Source organism: Aeromonas sp. s4 (genome assembly GCF_040907855.1).
GTDB lineage: Bacteria > Pseudomonadota > Gammaproteobacteria > Enterobacterales > Aeromonadaceae > Aeromonas > Aeromonas caviae.
The window spans coordinates 203,532-220,528 of record NZ_JBFOCP010000057.1 but is presented as its reverse complement, the minus strand read 5'-3'; the positions used below and the strand labels follow the sequence as shown (position 1 = coordinate 220,528).

At 64.1% G+C, this 16,997-nt stretch carries 15 protein-coding genes; 7 read left to right on the top strand and 8 right to left on the bottom strand.

The genetic code is table 11. The annotated features are described in order from the left end of the window. The first annotated feature begins 239 nt into the window (after window positions 1-239). The 3 genes from AB5Y89_RS19910 (at window position 240) to AB5Y89_RS19900 (ending at window position 2,023) form a co-directional block, all read left to right on the top strand. Window positions 240-380, top strand: a complete 141-nt coding sequence (locus AB5Y89_RS19910) for a TIGR02808 family protein (protein ID WP_010674670.1) — start codon at window positions 240-242, stop codon at window positions 378-380. A gap of 189 nt (window positions 381-569) precedes the next feature. Beyond that, a complete protein-coding gene (locus AB5Y89_RS19905) occupies window positions 570-1,127 on the top strand; it encodes a YaeQ family protein (protein WP_043760677.1) in 558 nt (185 codons plus the stop codon). 11 nt (window positions 1,128-1,138) lie between these two features. Further along, window positions 1,139-2,023, top strand: a complete 885-nt coding sequence (locus tag AB5Y89_RS19900; protein WP_368224338.1) for an AEC family transporter — start codon at window positions 1,139-1,141, stop codon at window positions 2,021-2,023. Window positions 2,024-2,224: 201 nt separating this feature from the next. On the opposite strand, the gene AB5Y89_RS19895 is transcribed toward AB5Y89_RS19900, so the two are convergent. From AB5Y89_RS19895 to AB5Y89_RS19880, 4 genes are all read right to left on the bottom strand, one after another. Continuing rightward, window positions 2,225-3,454, bottom strand: a complete 1,230-nt coding sequence (locus AB5Y89_RS19895; RefSeq protein ID WP_202043697.1) for an MFS transporter — start codon at window positions 3,452-3,454, stop codon at window positions 2,225-2,227. A gap of 55 nt (window positions 3,455-3,509) precedes the next feature. Continuing rightward, window positions 3,510-4,280 carry an ABC transporter ATP-binding protein gene (locus tag AB5Y89_RS19890; RefSeq protein WP_368224337.1) on the bottom strand — a complete coding sequence of 257 codons (771 nt, stop codon included), beginning with the start codon at window positions 4,278-4,280 and terminating at the stop codon, window positions 3,510-3,512. Next, entirely contained in the window at window positions 4,273-5,325 is a 1,053-nt protein-coding gene (locus tag AB5Y89_RS19885) for an iron ABC transporter permease (RefSeq protein ID WP_201873068.1), read from the bottom strand. Before AB5Y89_RS19885 ends, AB5Y89_RS19890 begins: the two co-directional genes overlap by 8 nt. A 101-nt stretch (window positions 5,326-5,426) precedes the next feature. Continuing rightward, on the bottom strand, window positions 5,427-6,548 hold the full coding sequence (locus tag AB5Y89_RS19880; RefSeq protein ID WP_368224336.1) for an ABC transporter substrate-binding protein: 1,122 nt from the start codon (window positions 6,546-6,548) through the stop codon (window positions 5,427-5,429). A gap of 596 nt (window positions 6,549-7,144) precedes the next feature. Between AB5Y89_RS19880 and AB5Y89_RS19875 the strand changes: the two genes are divergently transcribed. Continuing rightward, on the top strand, window positions 7,145-10,363 hold the full coding sequence (locus AB5Y89_RS19875; protein ID WP_368224335.1) for an ExeM/NucH family extracellular endonuclease: 3,219 nt from the start codon (window positions 7,145-7,147) through the stop codon (window positions 10,361-10,363). A gap of 155 nt (window positions 10,364-10,518) precedes the next feature. On the opposite strand, the gene AB5Y89_RS19870 is transcribed toward AB5Y89_RS19875, so the two are convergent. Both AB5Y89_RS19870 and AB5Y89_RS19865 read right to left on the bottom strand, forming a co-directional pair. Continuing rightward, the gene (locus tag AB5Y89_RS19870; protein WP_010674678.1) at window positions 10,519-11,058 is read right to left on the bottom strand and encodes a glycine zipper 2TM domain-containing protein; all 540 of its coding nucleotides are present in this window, start codon (window positions 11,056-11,058) and stop codon (window positions 10,519-10,521) included. A gap of 160 nt (window positions 11,059-11,218) precedes the next feature. Then, window positions 11,219-12,016, bottom strand: coding sequence for a helix-turn-helix domain-containing protein (locus AB5Y89_RS19865; RefSeq protein WP_368224334.1), 798 nt, complete (start codon window positions 12,014-12,016; stop codon window positions 11,219-11,221). Between the two features lie 466 nt (window positions 12,017-12,482). Here AB5Y89_RS19865 and AB5Y89_RS19860 point away from each other — a divergent pair, with 466 nt between their 5' ends. The 3 genes from AB5Y89_RS19860 to AB5Y89_RS19850 all read left to right on the top strand — a co-directional run bounded on the left by AB5Y89_RS19860 (window position 12,483) and on the right by AB5Y89_RS19850 (window position 15,381). Then, complete coding sequence (locus AB5Y89_RS19860) at window positions 12,483-14,105, top strand: acyl-CoA synthetase (protein ID WP_368224333.1); 1,623 nt, start codon at window positions 12,483-12,485, stop codon at window positions 14,103-14,105. A 190-nt stretch (window positions 14,106-14,295) separates the two neighbouring features. Next, window positions 14,296-14,994: a helix-turn-helix transcriptional regulator gene (locus AB5Y89_RS19855; RefSeq protein ID WP_368224343.1), complete on the top strand. Its 699-nt coding sequence runs from the start codon at window positions 14,296-14,298 to the stop codon at window positions 14,992-14,994. Window positions 14,995-15,060: 66 nt separating this feature from the next. Beyond that, window positions 15,061-15,381 (top strand): hypothetical protein, encoded by a 321-nt coding sequence (locus AB5Y89_RS19850; RefSeq protein ID WP_048207631.1) that lies wholly within the window; start codon window positions 15,061-15,063, stop codon window positions 15,379-15,381. A 92-nt stretch (window positions 15,382-15,473) separates the two neighbouring features. On the opposite strand, the gene hisIE is transcribed toward AB5Y89_RS19850, so the two are convergent. After that, the gene (gene hisIE / locus AB5Y89_RS19845) at window positions 15,474-16,109 is read right to left on the bottom strand and encodes a bifunctional phosphoribosyl-AMP cyclohydrolase/phosphoribosyl-ATP diphosphatase HisIE (RefSeq protein ID WP_368224332.1); all 636 of its coding nucleotides are present in this window, start codon (window positions 16,107-16,109) and stop codon (window positions 15,474-15,476) included. Then, window positions 16,102-16,875: an imidazole glycerol phosphate synthase subunit HisF gene (hisF, locus tag AB5Y89_RS19840; protein WP_010674684.1), complete on the bottom strand. Its 774-nt coding sequence runs from the start codon at window positions 16,873-16,875 to the stop codon at window positions 16,102-16,104. Before hisF ends, hisIE begins: the two co-directional genes overlap by 8 nt. Window positions 16,876-16,997 lie beyond the last annotated feature (122 nt).

Below are 16,997 nucleotides of genomic sequence, written 5' to 3'. Positions count from 1 at the left end.
GCGAGGCGACCCCAAGGTCGCCTCGCTTTTTGTTGGGCGTACCTTTCCGGTTTGGGGCGGGGGCGCGAAGAAAAACGGGGCGGGGAGGGGTAAAACCTTGATCTGGCGCAAACTGGTGCCCCATTTATTACTTTGGTGGCATAGGACTCAGGCGCGGGTTGAGGTCAAATAGTCTTATCAGGAACGGGGGCGACCCCGTCACGAAAGGGACACCCATTTCACTGGATGAAGGACACACTATGAGTCTGCTTGAACACACCATCTGGACTGTATTGGGGTATGGGGCCATGCCCTTTATCTTCCTGAGCGGGTTCGTGGCAGTGGCAGTGACCTGCTGCCTGCTGCTCAATGCCTTCGGGGTCAAGTCCGCCGAGAAGTGAGTCACTCTCGTTCATGCCGCCAAATGCCAGTCTCACGACTGGCATTTGTTTTTTTGTGTCTTCTGAAGCACTTGCCCGCCCCTGATGGGGTAAAGGGAGCGCAAGACGGTCGAACCCGGCGGCCATTTTGATTACACTGACGCCCGGCATGTCCGCCCCCTTCTCTTTTATCAGGTATTCACGACTTCTATGGCGCTCAAGGCAACCATCTTCAAGGCCCAGATCAGCTTGTCTGACATGGATCGCAATCTCTATCAGGACTTCTCCCTCACCCTGGCCCGTCACCCCTCCGAGACCGACGAGCGCATGATGATCCGCCTCGCGGCCTTCGCCTGGCATGCCGCCGAGCGGCTGGAGTTCACCAAGGGGCTCTCAGCCGACGACGAGCCCGAGCTCTGGTGCAAGAACTACTCGGACGAGATTGAACTCTGGATTGAGCTGGGTCAGCCGGACGAGCGCCGTCTCAAGAAGGCATGCAACCGCTCTCGCCAGGTGGTGCTCTACCTCTATGGCGGTCGTGGCACCAGCGTCTGGTGGAAGCAGAACCAGGGCAAGCTCGGTCTGCACGACAACCTGAGCGTCATCGAACTCTCCGACAGCCAGACCCTTCCCCTGGCGGCCATGGTGGAGCGCACCATGCAGCTCACCTGCACCATCTCCGACGGCCAGCTCTGGGTCAGCAACGGCAACCAGGAGGTGACGCTGGACCCCGTGGTGCTGATGGGACGCCCGGCCCGCGAACTGTAAACGGGATACCCATGTTCAGCGCCCTGCTCAATATCGTCATTCCCGTGTTTGCGGTGGTGGGCCTTGGCGCCCTCTATGGACGGCTGCGACCGGGCGGGGCCCTGGGTTATGTCAACCGGGCCAATATCGAACTCTTCACCCCGGCGCTGGTCTTCTCGGCCCTGGTGAAATACCCCCTGGATCTCGCGGCGCACCTGCCCCTTGTGGGGGCCGGTGCCCTGGTGATCCTGCTGCCCGGCTTGCTGCTCTCCCTGCTCAAACTCAAGGCAATAGAGCGGGCCGCGCTGATCCTGCCCGCCATGTTTCGCAACACCGGCAACCTCGGCATTCCGCTGATGGTGCTCGCCTTTGGCGAGCAACAGCTCGGCGCCATCGTCATCCTCTTTGTGCTCTCCAACCTGCTCCACTTCTCGGTGGGGATGTTCATCCTCTCCGCCAGCAGCTCCCGCTGGCTCTGGCTGAGAAGCCCCGTGCTCTGGGCCGCCTTCGCCGGGCTGCTGGTGGCCAACCTGCATATCCCGCTGCCGGAATACCTGGTGACCAGCGCCGCCCTGCTCGGCCAGATAGCGGTGCCCCTGATGCTGTTTGCCTTAGGCATCCGGCTGATGGAAGGGGAGCTGGATCATCTGGGGCTGGCCATCAAGTGCAACCTGCTCTACCTGCTGGCGGGGGGCCTCTCCCTGGGGCTCGCCGTCTGGCTGCTGCCCCTCGAACCTGACTGGATACCACTCCTGATGCTGTCGGTGGCGCTGCCCCCGGCGGTGCTCAACTACATGCTGTGCGAGCAGTACCAGTGCCAGCCCGACAAGGTGGCCAGCATCGTGCTCGGCGGCAATGCGCTCTCTGTGGTGGTGATCCCCCTGGCGGTCTGGTTGGCGCTGCATCTGGGGAGTTGACCCTGCTCTGTCTTCCTCTTCAAGGACGCCCGATGGCGTCCTTTTTATTGCTATCGTGCATGTCCGATGTTGTTTTGCTCATCGAGTACAGCCGAGCTTGCTCGCGTATCTGACAAGGTCTTGAAGCCGGTTTAGCCGGATAAGGCAGAGAGTTGAAGGGGGAGAAAAGGGAATAAAACAGGGCGGCCTTGGCCGCCCTGTTTATTGATGGGGAGCAGGTTGAACCTGGCCATCCTTGCGCAGCTGGGTATAGAGACCAAACCCCGCCAGCAGGCCGGCGAGGGCCAGCAGCCACCAGATGGCGGTGGCGGGGCGGCTGCCCGCATCCCCCAGCATAAAGCCGATGAGCAGGTTGCCAAAGAGCGCCATGCAGCCCCCGGCGCTGGCATAGAAGCCGTAGTAGCTGCCGAGCTGCTCAGGGGGGGCGTAGCGGGGCAGCTGGGCGGCGAAGAGCGGGAAGCAGAGGATGGAGCCCAGGGAAAGCAGGGCCACCTGCGTCAACACGCCTGCCGTCGGCCAGGGTGCCAGCAGGGGCAGGGCGAGATAGCTCAGGCCCATCATGCCTATCCCCAGCCCCATGGCGAGCGGCACCCCCAGGCGGCGCTCCACCAGGCGGGAGGCCGGGAGCTGGAGCACGACACCGATCACCGCTGAGAGGGTGAAGACGCCGCCGAGCAGGTGGGTGGCGTCCGGCAGGCTCTGGATATGGGCGGGGAGGGCGAGGTAGAGCTGGTGGAACAGGATCTGGTAGCTGCCTGCCAGCAGGGTGAACCCCATGAAGGGGCGCTGGCGCACTATCTCCCCCCATTGGCGCAAGATGGCGCCACGGGGGCTCTGGTTGCTCACCGGGCGTTTGGGCAGCACCCGGTATTGCAGCACTCCGAGCAGGGCGAAGAGGCTCGCCGCCAGGATCCCCGTCAGGGCATAGCTCTGTTGGGTCAAGGTGAGGCCGACCAGGGGGCCGAGCAGCATGCCCGCCTCGCTGGCCAGATTGTGCAGGGCGAAGGCGCGCTGACGCTGGCTCGGGTTGTGGCATTCGCTGGCAAGGTAGGCCTGGGCACAGGGGGTGAACAGGGCCCCCGCAAAGCCGGTGAGGGCGGCGGCCAGCAGCAGGATGGGGAGGGACTCGGCCCAGCCCAGCAGCACGAAGCCCAAGGATCGTACCAGGCAGCCCCAGACGATGGCGGGATGGTAGCCGATGCGATCCCCAAGGGTGCCGCCCAGCAGGAAGAGCCCCTGCTGGCTGAAGACCCGCATCCCCATGACGAGGCCGCAGGCCCAGCCGGCCAGGCCGAGCCCGCTGCCCATGTGCTGGGCGAGGAAGGGCATCATCATGTAGAAGCCGAGGTTGAAGGCGAGCCCATTGGTGATGAGCAGGCGGGCGGCCGGGCTCATGCCCTGCCAGTCCCGCCAGTAGGAGGCGCCGTTCATAGTCGCCTCCCGCCAGCGCGTGGGGAGGTGGTCGCCGGGGTGGCGCAGCACTGTGTCATGATGTCTTTCGCAGGGTTCTGAGGAAGGGGATGCCGTGCTGATCGTGGCTTATCTCCACCGGCACCTGGTAGAGGCGCTCGATGAGGGCCGCGTCGAGCACCCGGGCGGGGGGGCCGAAGGCCTGCAGATCTCCCCCTGCCAGCACGATCAGCTGATCGGCAAATTGGGCGGCCAGGTTGAGATCGTGCAGCACCACCAGGGTGATCCACTGCTGCTCCCGTGTCTGCTGGCACAGGTGCTCCATCAGCTGCATCTGGTGGTGCAGGTCCAGGGCGCTGACCGGCTCGTCCAGCATCATGATGCGGGGGTCGCGCAGCAGCACCTGGGCGAAGAGCACCATCTGCCGCTGGCCGCCGCTCAGGGAGTAGAGGGGGCGATCCGCGAGATGGGCGATGCCGAGCGCCTGCAGGGCACGGCCGGCAGCCAGGATGTCCTCGTCCGCGAGGCGCATGGAGAGGCTGTCGAGGCGCCCCAGCACCACCACTTCGATGACGCTGAGATCCAGCTCCAGCTGGATGTTCTGGGGCATGTAGCCAAACTGCTGGCGCCACCTGGCCTGCGTCATCTGGCGGGCACACTGGTCCCCGAGGCGAATGTCGCCACTGTCCGGGGTCAGTTCACCAAAGAGGGTGCGCATCAAGGAGGTCTTGCCGGTCCCGTTCGGGCCGATGATCACATGGACCTGACCCGGATGCAGAGTGAGGCTGAGATCCCGCAGCAAGGTCTGCTGGCCGAGGGAGAGGGAGAGTCGGGATATTTCAAGCACGTTTACGCCCCCTGCCGAGGATCAACCAGATGAAGAAGGGCACGCCAATGAGCGCGGTGACGATGCCGATTGGGAAGAGGGCCCCCGGAATGATGGACTTGGAGAGCACCGAGGCCGCCGAGAGCATGCAGGCGCCGCACAGGGCGGAGAGGGGGATCAAAAAGCGCTGATCTTCCCCCACCAGCATGCGGGCGATATGGGGGGCCACCAGGCCGACGAAGCCGATCACGCCGACGAAGCTGGTGGCGGTGGCGGTGAGCAGGGCGACCAGCACCAGGGTTTTCATGCGCAGTCTGTCGACATTGACCCCGAGGCTGCGGGCGCGGGCTTCCCCGAGGCGCAGGCTGGTGAGGGCCCAGGCGTCACGGTAGATGAGCAGGGTGCAGATCAGGGTGACGACGGCGGTGATGATCAGGGAGTCCCAGGTGGTGCGCATCAGGCTGCCAAACAGCCAGAACAGGATCTGCTGGTTGAGTTCGGGGGAGGAGAGGAACTGCAGCAGGGAGAGCAGGGACTGGAACAGGAACAGCAGGGCGATGCCCGCCAGGATCAGGGTCTGGCTGCTGACATGGCGCATCATGGCCAGTCCAAACAGCAGGCAGGCGGCAAACATGCACACAATGAAGGCACCGGCCGGGATGGCCACCAGGGGAGGAAGTCCGAGGCCGCCGGTGTAGAGGGCCAGCGCCGCGCCCAGGCCCGCCGCCGCCGCGAGCCCGAGGGTGTAGGGGCTGGCGAGGGGGTTGTCCAGCAGGGTCTGCATCTGCACACCGCCAAGGCCGAGGGAGGCGCCGACCACCAGAGCCATAAGGGCGATGGGCAGGCGCATGTCGTGGACGATGGTGCGGGTCATGGGATCGGCCTGGGCGGGGGAAACCAGGGCATCGATCACGTCGTGCAGGGCCAGCAGGGAGGGGCCGGTGGCGATGTCGAGCACCAGGGTAATGCACAGGACCAGGGTGAGCAGCAGGAGCCAGTGCCAGCGACGGCGCTCCCGTTGCCGCTGCCGGGCGAGGGTCTGCTGCAGGGCAGCCAAATCATTCATGATGTCAATCCTGAAACGGGCGCCGCAAGAGGCGCCCACACAATCCAAGAGGGTTGCTGAAGAGGGCGTGGCCGAGGTGGGCCGCACCCGAATTGCCGGGGTTAGCTTGCGTCATCCTGCTTGATGCCCAGCATGAAGGTGCCCTGGGGACGGATGGGCAGGTAGTGCTGGTAGAACGCCTGATAGGTGGCCAGGGGATCGAGATCCTGGAAGAGGTCCGGATAGAGGGCCTTGGCCATGAACTCGATGAGGGCGGCATCCATGATGCTGCGGGTGGCGCCGTGATAGACCGCGTAGAGGCGACCCTCCTTCACCGCAGGCAGCTCGCTCCAGCCCGGACGGGCGGCAAAGCCTTGCAGACGCTGGCGCACGGTATCTGCCGACACATCCTGGCCGACCTGCATGGCGACAGCACTGCTCACGCTCTCGTAGCCCGCCATCAGGATCACCTCGGGCTTGCTCGCCAGCAGTTGTTCCGGGTGGATGGGGCCCCAGCGATCGACGAAGGGGGCGGCCACGTTGTCGCCACCGGCCAGCAGGGCCATGGCGCCCCACATGTCCTTGCCATAGGTGTAGCTGTACTCGGCCGGACCCTTGTCACCCAGCTCGATGTAGACCCGGGGCGGCGTGCGCTTCGCGGCGGCAATGCGGGAGGTGATGGTGTCAATCTTGGCCTTGTACTCGTCGGCCATCTTCCGGGCGCGGGCCTCCTGGCCGGTCAGCTTGCCAAGCAGCAGGGTGCTCGCCATGTGCTGTGCCAGGGTCTGGGCGTTGTAGTCGATGACCACCACCGGGATCCCCGCCTGCTCAAGGCGTGGCAGGTCGGCGCTCAGGGCCTCATATTGCCACTTCGCCAGGATCACCAGGTCGGGCTTGACCGCCAGGGTCTTCTCGATGGAGAAGCTCTGATCCTGCACGTTGCCAAGGTCCGGCACGTTGGCCAGTTGTGGCTGGCTGGCCACGTAGAGAGACCAGATGGCGGGACGGGACTTCATGAACCAGCCCAGGGACATGCCCACCAGGCGTTCGGCCCCGCCTTCACCGGCCACTGCCAGGTAATCTTCGGGATAGAAACCGAGCACGATGCGGTTTGCCGGAAGGCTCAGGGAGACCTTGCGGCCCATCACATCTTCCACTTCAACGGGGGGGGCGGCCTGCGCCATCCAGCTCACCAGGACGAGCTGGCCGAGCAGCAGCAACTTTGCCAGGGGGTGACGAAACATCTTGTAGCACCTCGAGAATAGAGACGGTCAAAAAAGAAAGTGAGAACTATTGCTATTCGCGAGCGCAAAAGCAACAAACGTTTGTGTCATCCCCTCTCTTGTTATTTCTGTCATTACTGGAACCGGTTCCACAAGAGCACCAGGAGAGCGTTCCACCCCCGGTTTTCTGCCTTCTCGGGCCACGAAGGGGACGGCGCCCGGTATGGCGCCCATGGATTTGCCCATGAACCGGAGTCTGTGAGTGGGGTTGCTCACGAGATGGTAGCGGGCAGAGGGCCGCCGTAGTGCTCCCCCCGTCTGCCCCGGCGCCGATGTCGCTCCCTGACAGAGGCCGCCAGCAGGGGCTGGGGGGCGACAACTTCCTGCGCAGCGATGGCAGACACTGCCCATTCGGGTATTGCCTGTCACCTTGGCGCAACATTTTGTTGTCATTGTTAGCCAGCTCGCAGCAGCCCCGGCGCCGACGGGGCAGAGTGGGCGCGCAGTTTCGGCCGGGGGCTGGCATGCCTCCCGTTGATGGCTGCATCCAAGGTGCTGCGGCCCGCCTTGTGCGGGGCGCCAATAACATGATCTGCAAATAAAAAAGGAAACTGACCATGTCAGGAAGACACTCTCTGGTGGCGCTGGCCGTCGGGCTGGCGCTCGCTGGACAGGCACAGGCGCAACTGCTTATCACCGAATACCTGGAAGGGTCCGGCAACAACAAGGCGGTGGAGCTGAGCAACCTCGGCAGCGACCTCGTCGATCTTTCCCAATACCGGTTGGCCCTCTACGCCAACGGCAAACCCATCAGCGAATCACCCACCAACAGCCTGGCGCTGCAAGGCACGCTGGCCCCGGGGGCCACTTTGGTGCTGGCCAACCCCTCCGCAAATGCCGAGATCCTGGCCAAGGCCAATCAGACCAGCGGCAACCTGGTGTTCAACGGCGACGATGCCCTGGTGCTCTATCGCGGCAGCCAGATAGTGGACAGTGTCGGCCAGGTGGGGATGGATCCGGGCACGGCCTGGGTGTCGGGCAACGTCTCGACCCTGGACATGACCCTGCGCCGCAAGGCCACCGTCACCATCGGCCGCACTGATGCAACCGCCCCCTTCGATCCGGCGCAGGAATACGTGGCGGCCCCGAAAGATGACGCCAGTGGTCTGGGTTGCAGTGGCGATGGCCCCTGCGATGGCACCCAGCCGCCCGCTTTCGTCTGCCCGGTGGATCAGTTGGTTCCCGTGCCCGCCATTCAGGGCCCGGGCAGCAGCAGCCCGCTGGTGCCGGCCGGCAAGTTTGAATCGGAACAGGCTTATGCCACTCGCGGCGTGGTAACCCAGGTAGTGAGCGGCCTCTACAAGGGCTTCTTCATTCAGGACGAGCAGGGGGACGGCGATCCGGCCACCTCCGACGGCCTCTTCGTTTACACCACCAAGGCCAACGCTGCCGTCGTGCCGGGGGCCGAGGTGTGCGTTTCGGGCAAGGTGAAGGAGTATTTCAACCAGACCCAGATCAACGCCGACGAGCTGGTGGTGACCCGGCCGCAATGGGCCATCCCGGCTGCGGTGGATCTGCTGCCGGTGGCGGGAGAGAGCCTGAGCCAGCTGCTGGAGCGTCACGAGGGGATGCAGGTACGGCTGGTGCCGGGCTCCAGCCTGGTGGTGACCCGCAACTTCAGCTTCGATTACGACGGCAAGCGCAACAACCTGGTGCTGGCCTATGGCGCGCCGCTCATCAAGTCGACCCAGAAATTTGCCGCCATGAGCCAGGAGGCGAGCGACTGGGCCCTTCGCAACCAGCAGAACCAGCTGGTGGTGGAGACCGACGCCAAGGCGCCGGACGGCGTGCTGCCCTGGTTCCCCGGCTTCAACGCCGAGGACGGTTACCTGCGCATCGGCGACAAGCTCAACGGGCTGGAGGGGGCCCTTGGCTACTCCTACAACCTGTTCCGGCTGGTGGCCAGCAACCGCATCGACGCGAGCCAGATTGATCACAGCGGCTGGGATCGGGTGGAAACGCCGGAACTTGCCGAGGCGGGGGATCTGCGGGTCGCGAGCTTCAACGTGCTCAACTTCTTCACCACGGTCGTGGGGGGCGATGCCAACCCCACCGGCAGCAACCGGGGCGCCCTGACGGTGGCGGAGTTCGAGTTGCAGCGCACCAAGATCGTCAGCGCCATCACCCGCCTCAATGCCGATGTGGTGGGGCTGATGGAGATCGAGAACAACGGCTACGGCGACAACTCCGCCATCGCCAATCTGGTGGCGGCCTTGAACGCCGCCCAGCCGGATGAGGCGGATCACTACCGCTGGATTGCCTCGCCGGATGGCAAGCCCATTGGCACCGACGCCATCACGGTGGGGCTCATCTACCGACCCGCCAGCGTGAGCCCGCAAGGGGCCGCCAGCCTCATCGCGCTGCCGGTGCAGCAGGCCGAGGCGGTGGACGCCAGCGGCAAGCCGGTGACCATCAATCAGGGGATGCGCGAGTCGCTGGTGCAGCGCTTCAGCTCGCCCAAGGGGGATGCGCCCCTGACCCTGGTGGTCAACCACCTCAAGTCCAAGGGCTCCGCCTGCTTCGAGGATTACCCCGACTACGCCACTGCCGATCCGCTGGATGGCCAGGGCCACTGCAACGCGCTGCGGGTCTCTGCCGCCAAGGTGCTGGGGGAGCAGCTCAAGGATCTGGCCGGGGATCTGCTGCTCATCGGCGACATGAACGCCTATGGCATGGAGGATCCCATTCGGGTGCTGACCGACTATGATCCGGCCGCCCAGGCGCGCCAGATCATGAGCGCCTCCTTCACCACCCTGGCGGGTCAGCCCTTTGAGGAGAGCGGCAGCGCCCTGGGCAAGGGGTATGGGTTTGTGAACCTCAACACCCGCTTCCACGGTACCGACACCTACTCCTACAGCTACGAAGGGGAGCTCGGCAACCTGGATCACGCCCTGGCAAACCCGAGCCTCGCGGCCAAGGTGATCGGCATCGAGGATTGGCACATCAACTCCGCCGAGAGCAACTTCTTCGAGTACGGCAGCAAGTACAGCGGCCAGCTGGCGAAATCCGAAGGGCCCTTCAGCGCCTCGGATCACGATCCCGTGCTGGTGGCCATCCAGTATCCGCTGCCGCCCGCCGGGGTATTGAGCCTCGAGAGCGCCGCTGCAAACGTGGAGGAGGGCAACACTCTGGTCTTGAGCGTGGCGCGCCGTGACGGCAGCCATGGGGAGGCGAGCGTGAGTTATCGCATCGTCCATGGCAGCGCCGATGCCAACGACGTGGCGCCCCTCATCGGCACCCTGCACTGGGCCGCCGGGCAGAGCGAGCCCCAGACCATCAGCATTCCGGTGAAGAGCGATACCCTGCACGAGGGGGACGAGACCTTTACCCTGGAGCTGTTTGACCCGAGCGGCGCGACCCTGGGGGATCAGCACCAGACCCTGGTGACCATCAAGGACAAGCTGGCACCGTCCACCATCTCGCTGGCTCAGGCCAGTATCACGGTGAACGAGGGGCAGTGGTTTGCCGAGATCCCCCTGGTGCGAAGCGGCGATCTGAGCAAGCCGGCCCGGGCCCGGGTGGCCCTTGACGGGGTCACGGCGCGCTGGGGGCTGGATTTCCTGCCCTGGTTCGGTCAGTCGGTGAGCTGGGCTGCGGGCGAGGGGGGCAGCAAGTCGGTCAAAGTGCTGATCATCGATGACTGGTTCGTCGAGCCCACCGAGCAGTTCAGGGTGAGCCTCGATCGGGTGGAAGGGGGCCAGCCCGGCGCCCTGCAGCAGACCCGGGTCGACATCCAGGACAACGACAAGCCCTGGTGGCCCTTCGGTCGCCACTGAGGATGATTGAGCAACAAGAAAGGGGCCTGCGGGCCCCTTTCTGTTGAGAAAACGTTTGTCGGGAAGACCTGTTGCAGACAGGTGGGGTTGCGAAGATGAAAAAGGCCCACCGTCATGGTGGGCCTTCCTCATGGCAGGGCGCTCCTAACGGAGTATCAACCCTGCGCGTTGCTCAGTACCAGCTTGCCATCCTTGACCGGAATGGTGGGGCCGGGTTGCTTCTCCATGCGTACCACCCCTTCCTGGCCGGCGAGGCGGTAGGTGACGTCATAGCCGATGGTGCGGGTGCTGCTCTCCTGCACCGTCTTGCAGCGCTGCTCCGTGGTGGTGTAGGTATCACCCGCCTGCATGTTGCCCTGCACCTGATTCCCGGCATAACCCCCTGCCACGGCACCGGCGGCGGTGGCCACCTTCTTGCCGCTGCCACCGCCAAACTGGTGGCCGACCACGCCGCCCAGTGCTGCGCCAACCACGGTACCCAGGATCTTGTGCTCGTCCTGCACCGGCTTGCGGTGGGTCAGGGTGACGTTGCGGCACTCCTGACGTGGCGTCTTGATGGTCTCGGTCACCGGCTTGCTGGCCAGCACCTCGGCAAATTGGGGCTCTGATGAAAACAGGGATCCGCTGGCGACCGCCGACAATGCCAGCGCAGAGGCCACACCGATCCCGACACCTGCCAACATGGATTTGTTCATCACTCTTCTCCTCGTACTCATACCCGTTGAGGGCTTGGGATCATTCTTGGCATTTTGCGCCGCAGGCTCAAGGCAAGGGCCACGGGATCGCGACAGGGGCTGACTGCGCAAAAAGTGACCACACAAAAATAGCGTCGGCGATTGGCGACAAAGAAGAGACCTATGTGGAGGGATTGAGGTTGACGGGTTGCGGCAACATGGGTTGATAACTGCCCAGTGCGCCCATGTCCAGGATGGTGTAGTCCGCTAGAGCCGGCGTGGCAGGGTCACGCTTGAGGCTCAGTTTGAGGGTGTCCAGCATGAGCGTCTCCAGCGCAAGGCGGTACTCCATGAACTCGGCTTCGGTCAGCCGAAGCCGGGCGGTGATGAGATAGGCCTGACGATCGCGGGGCGTCAGGTGCTGGACGCGTGCCTGCAACCCTTCGATGACTTGATTCTTGAAGCGCAGGGGGAAGCGGGCCGAGTCCCTAAATGCCACGTGCCGGGGCACCAGCAGACGAAAGCTGAGTCCGCTCTGCAGCGCCACGAGTCCGAGCTGCTCGAGCTCGCGCAGATACAGATAAAGCGAGGGGGCATTGAGCCCGAAGTGCTGGCACAGCGCATCGGGATCCGTGCCCTGTTGCAGGATCTGCAGCAACAGGCTGTAGAGCTCGGGGCGCTGGCAGAAGGCGGCATCCTGCTGCGGCGTGAAGTGGACGACGCTTGCGGCCAACTGCTCTGCCTCCGTCAGGATCTGGGAGAGGGGAACGCCGAGGAGCGTGGCAATCGCCAGCATGCGGTCCAGAGTGAAGGGTTGAGTCTGATTGAGCAGTCGTTTGACACTGGCTTCCGACATGTTCAACTCTCCCGCCAGCGCCTTGTACGAGATGCCGGCGCGCTTGAGGTGGCGCTTGAACAACTGGCACATGGCGTGATCGATGCTTTCTCTGTCCCGAGGGAGGGTCCTCTCTCTATCCATTTGGTATCTCCTGGTGACCATTAATTTGTATTTATGGCTTTGATGTGGTCTTGGCATGATGCTTTGCTCTCTTTTAGCACAGGAGAGGTAGTCATGTATCGCGATCAGATGAGGGGCGGTGTTCAGTGGATAGACAGGAGTGAGCACAGCCTGTGGGTGAGTGGGGGGCTCAGGGGACTGGCGCTGCCCCCCGTAGTCAACGTACTGGCGTGCCTTCTGGTTTGTCTGATGTTTGTGCTGGCGGCATTCATTTGAGGTTCGTTCATGCTCCTTGGCAAGGTGGTCGGTGGGGGCATGTGTCATCTCTTCACCACCCTAAGACGTTTCGCTAATACCTGGGCTCGGCCCCCCTTGATACCCTTTCATCCGGTTCCCGCCGGCGTCCTGGCCCCGCATCAGGGCGCAATGCCGGTCGTGGTGAACCGCGAGAGCCACCCCGTTTTGTGCCCCTGTGAGGAAGGATCCGATGACAGAGCAGAACATGTACGACGCCGGCCTTGGCAAGACGCCCGCCAATTTCGAGGCGCTGACCCCCTTGAGCTTTCTGGGGCGGGCCGCCCGGGTCTATCCCGACTATCCGGCGCTGATCCACGGGCCCCTGCGCCAGAGCTGGGCTCAGACCGAACGCCGTTGCCGCCAGCTCGCCTCGGCCCTGCGCCGTCGCGGCATTGGCGAGGGGGACACCGTCTCCATCGTCGCCCCCAATGTGCCGGCCATGTTCGAGGCGCACTTCGGGGTGCCCATGAGCGGCGCCGTGCTCAACACCATCAACACCCGGCTCGATGCGGACGCCATGGCCTTCATTTTCCAGCACGCCCAGAGCAAGGTGGTGCTGGTGGATCGGGAGTTCGGCGCCCTGGTGCGAAAGGCGCTCTCTCTCATTGACAGCCAGCCCCTGGTGATCGCCATCGACGATCCCCTCTACCGGGAAGGGGAGCTGGTCGGCGAGCTCGACTACGAGGGGTTCATCGCCCTGGGGGACGGGGACGAACCCGGCTGGCTGCCGGCGGACGAGTGGCAGGCCATTTCCCTCAACTACACCTCCGGCACCACGGGGAACCCCAAGGGGGTGGTCTATCACCATCGCGGTGCCCACCTCAATGCGGTCAACAATGCCCTCTCCTGGGAGCTGCCCAAGCACCCGGTCTACCTCTGGACCCTGCCGATGTTTCACTGCAATGGCTGGTGCTTCCCCTGGACCCTGGCGGCCACCGCCGGGGTGAGCGTCTGTCTGCGCCACGTGCAGGCGGCGGCCATCTACGGGGCGCTGCGCGAACACAAGGTGAGCCATTTCTGCGCCGCCCCCATCGTGCTCAATATGCTCAACAATGCCGATCCGGCCCTCAAGCAGGGACTCGACCACCCCGTCAAGGCGATGACGGCGGGGGCAGCGCCGCCCGCCACTGTGATCGCCGGCATGGAGGCCATGGGGATCGCCGTGACCCATGTCTATGGCCTCACCGAAACCTATGGCCCCTGCGTGGTGTGCGAGCCGCAAAGACGCTGGCAGGGGCAGGATGCCACCACGCTCTCCCGTCTCAAGGCGCGCCAGGGGGTGGCCTCCCCCCTGCAAGGGGAGATGCGGGTCATCAACCCCGTCAGCGGCGAGCCGGTTCCCATGGATGGCAAGACCCTGGGAGAGATAGTGCTGCGGGGCAACATCGTCATGAAGGGCTACCTCAAGAACCCGGCGGCGAGCGAGGAGGCGATGGCACAGGGATGGTTTCGAAGCGGGGATCTCGCGGTCTGGCACCCGGACGGCTATGTGGAGATCAAGGACAGATCCAAGGACATCATCATCTCCGGCGGGGAGAACATCTCCAGCCTGGAGGTGGAGGACGTGCTCTATCGCCACCCCGATGTGGAAGAAGCCGCGGTGATCGCCATGCCGGACGAGACCTGGGGGGAGGTGCCCTGCGCCTTCGTCAAGCTCAAGGAGGGGCGCGAGCTCACCCAGGCCGAGCTCATTGCGTTCTGCCGCGAGCAGATGGCCCACTTCAAGGCCCCCAAGCGCATCATCTTCACCCCGCTGCCCAAGACCTCCACCGGCAAGGTGCAAAAATTCATGCTGCGCAAGCAGTTGGCGTGACGACAAAGGCGCCGCGCCATCAACGGGCCTGCGGGCCCGTTTTGTGTTGCGTGATGCAAAGAAGCAGGGCCTCGCCGGTAGCGGTCGCCAGCCAACAAGACGTGCCTTTCGAGCCCGTCCCGGCTTACCATGGCCGCCATGTCCCGCCAGCCTGAGGATGCCTGTGAGAAAATCGGACCGACTGTTTCAACTGACCAACCTGCTGCGGGCGCATCAACCCCTGACCGCCCGGGATCTGGCGACGCGCCTGTGCGTGTCGGAGCGCACCATCTACCGCTATATCGACGATCTCTCTTTGGCGGGCATTCCGGTTTACGGGGAAGCCGGGCTGGGCTATCGGCTGAGCGAGGGGTTCGAAATGGCCCCGTTGCAACTGAGTGCGGCCGAGCTGGAGGCCCTCATCACCGGGGTGAACCTGGTGGCGGTGCTGACGGGCAAGGGGATGGCCGATCCGGCCCGCGCCCTGCTCGCCAAGATTGAGGCGGCCCTGCCCGCCAAGGAGGCTCGGGCACCTCGCGTCCCCGTGGTGCGGGTACCGGACTATTCCACGGCGCACCCTGCATACGCTCGCTGGGACAGGTTGCACGATGCCATCACGGCCGGTCACTGGCTGCACATTGGCTACCGGGATGCCAGCGCCAGCAGGACCGAACGTCAGCTCTTTCCCCTCGGGCTCTTCTACTGGGGCGGATGCTGGACGCTCGGCGCCTGGTGTGCGCTGCGCCGGGCCTACCGGGATTTCAGGGTGGATCGCATCGACACCCTGGCGCCGTGCCGACCGGGAGAAGGGGCACCATCTGGCGCGACCCTGGCCGATTACCTTGCCCTGCGCCAGTCGGATGCGTTTCCCCCTGGGCGCAGTGGCGCCGAAAAGGTCATTCAGGACTGACACAAGGCTGTCAGTAGCCCTTCGTTATGCTGGGTTCTCCAGACCATCCACAATGGAGAAAACGAGATGATCATCAAGGGTGACATGCAACAGGCAGGGGGCGTCGAATTTGCCACCTTCAGGCTCAGGGAAGGGGTGACGGAGGCGGATTTGCTCGCCCTGTCACGGCGGGTCGAGTCCGAGTTTCTTGTCCAGCAATCCGGGCTCATCATGCACTGCCTGCTGCGCGGCGCCGACGGCCTCTATGCGGACGTGGTGATGGCCCCCAGCCAGTCGCTGGTGGAAGCCTACTGCCAGCAGTGGCTGCACAACGACGTGGCAGGGGAGTACCTGACCCTGCTTGACCATCACTCGGTCAACATGAGCTTCTGGACCCGTATCGGCTGAGGGCGGCGCGGGGCCTGCCATTCCCCTGTGAGGTGGCAATCATGAAATGAAACGGGCCCATAGGGCCCGTTTTGTTGAACAGAATTCAATAATTACTTGGTGTGGCGCTCATGCAGGCGCTGCACCACATCCTTCAAACCCAAGCCTTCGTTTTGCAGCAAGACGGTCAGGTGGTAGAGCAGGTCAGCGGATTCGTTGATGAGCTCTTCTCTGTCTTTCGCCATGGCGGCCAGGGCCACTTCCACCCCCTCTTCACCCACCTTCTGGGCGATGCGCTTGGTGCCTTTGCCATAGAGGCTGGCGGTGTAGCTGGTGGCGGGATCTGCCCCTTTGCGTGATGCCAGGATCTGTTCGAGCTTGGCCAGGAAGCCGAGCGGCGGCACGGGGTGGCCGTCGAAGCAGGAGGGGTTGCCCAGATGGCAGGTGGGGCCGACCGGGTCGGCGGCAATGAGCAGGGAGTCCTGATCACAGTCGGTGGTGATGGCGACGAGCTTGAGCACATGGCCCGAGCTCTCGCCCTTGGTCCACAGGCGCTGCTTGCTGCGGCTGAAGAAGGTGACCTGGCCGGTGGTCTGGGTCTTTTCCAGCGCCTCGCGGGTCATGAAGCCCTGCATCAGCACTTCGCCGCTGAGGGAATGCTGGACGATGGCGGGGATCATGCCCTCACACTTGGCCCAGTCCAGGCGCTCGGCCAGCGGCAATGCATTGTCTACTGCTTGATTATTCACGGATGGCGACTCCTTCGTTTTTCAGCCAGCGTTTCAATTCGGGAATGGGAATGAGGCCCTTGTGGAACACGGAGGCGGCCAGCGCCCCGTCCACGTCGGCCAGGGTAAAGGCATCGCGAAAGTGCGCCATGGCCCCGGCGCCGCCGGAGGCGATGAGGGGCACCTTGCACACGGCGCGCACCAGCTTGAGCTGCTCAAGGTCGTACCCCTGACGCATGCCGTCCTGGTTCATCACGTTGAGCACTATCTCCCCCGCGCCCCGGCGCTGCACTTCCTGTACCCACTCCAGGGTGGTCCAGGTGGTGGTGCGGGTGCGGCTCTCGTCGCCGGTAAACTGTTTGACCTGATATTGACCGAGGGCGGCATCGAAGTAGGAGTCGATACCCACCACCACGCACTGCACGCCGAAGCGCTCGGCGAGCCGGGTGATCAGGGTGGGATCGGCCAGGGCGGGCGAGTTGATGGAGACCTTGTCGGCACCGAATTCCAGGATCTGGCGGGCATCCTCCACGCTTTTGATGCCGCCGGCGACGCAGAAGGGGATGTCGATGACTTCCGCCACCCGGCTTACCCAGCTCTTGTCCACTACCCGTTCGTCGCTCGAGGCGGTGATGTCATAGAAGACCAGCTCATCGGCGCCCTCGGCGGCGTAGCGGCGGGCGAGGTCGACAATGCCGCCCATCACCTCGTGGTTGCGAAACTGCACGCCCTTGACCACCACGCCATCTTTGACGTCGAGACAGGGGATAATACGCTTTGACAACATGCTCATTGCTCCATGTAAAGCACGGTTAAAGAAACGTCGTTCTGCCGCCGGCGTTGGCCCGGGCGGCGGACGGGAACAGGGTTGGCATGCCTTGAACGGGGGCCCATGAAGGGAGAAACGAC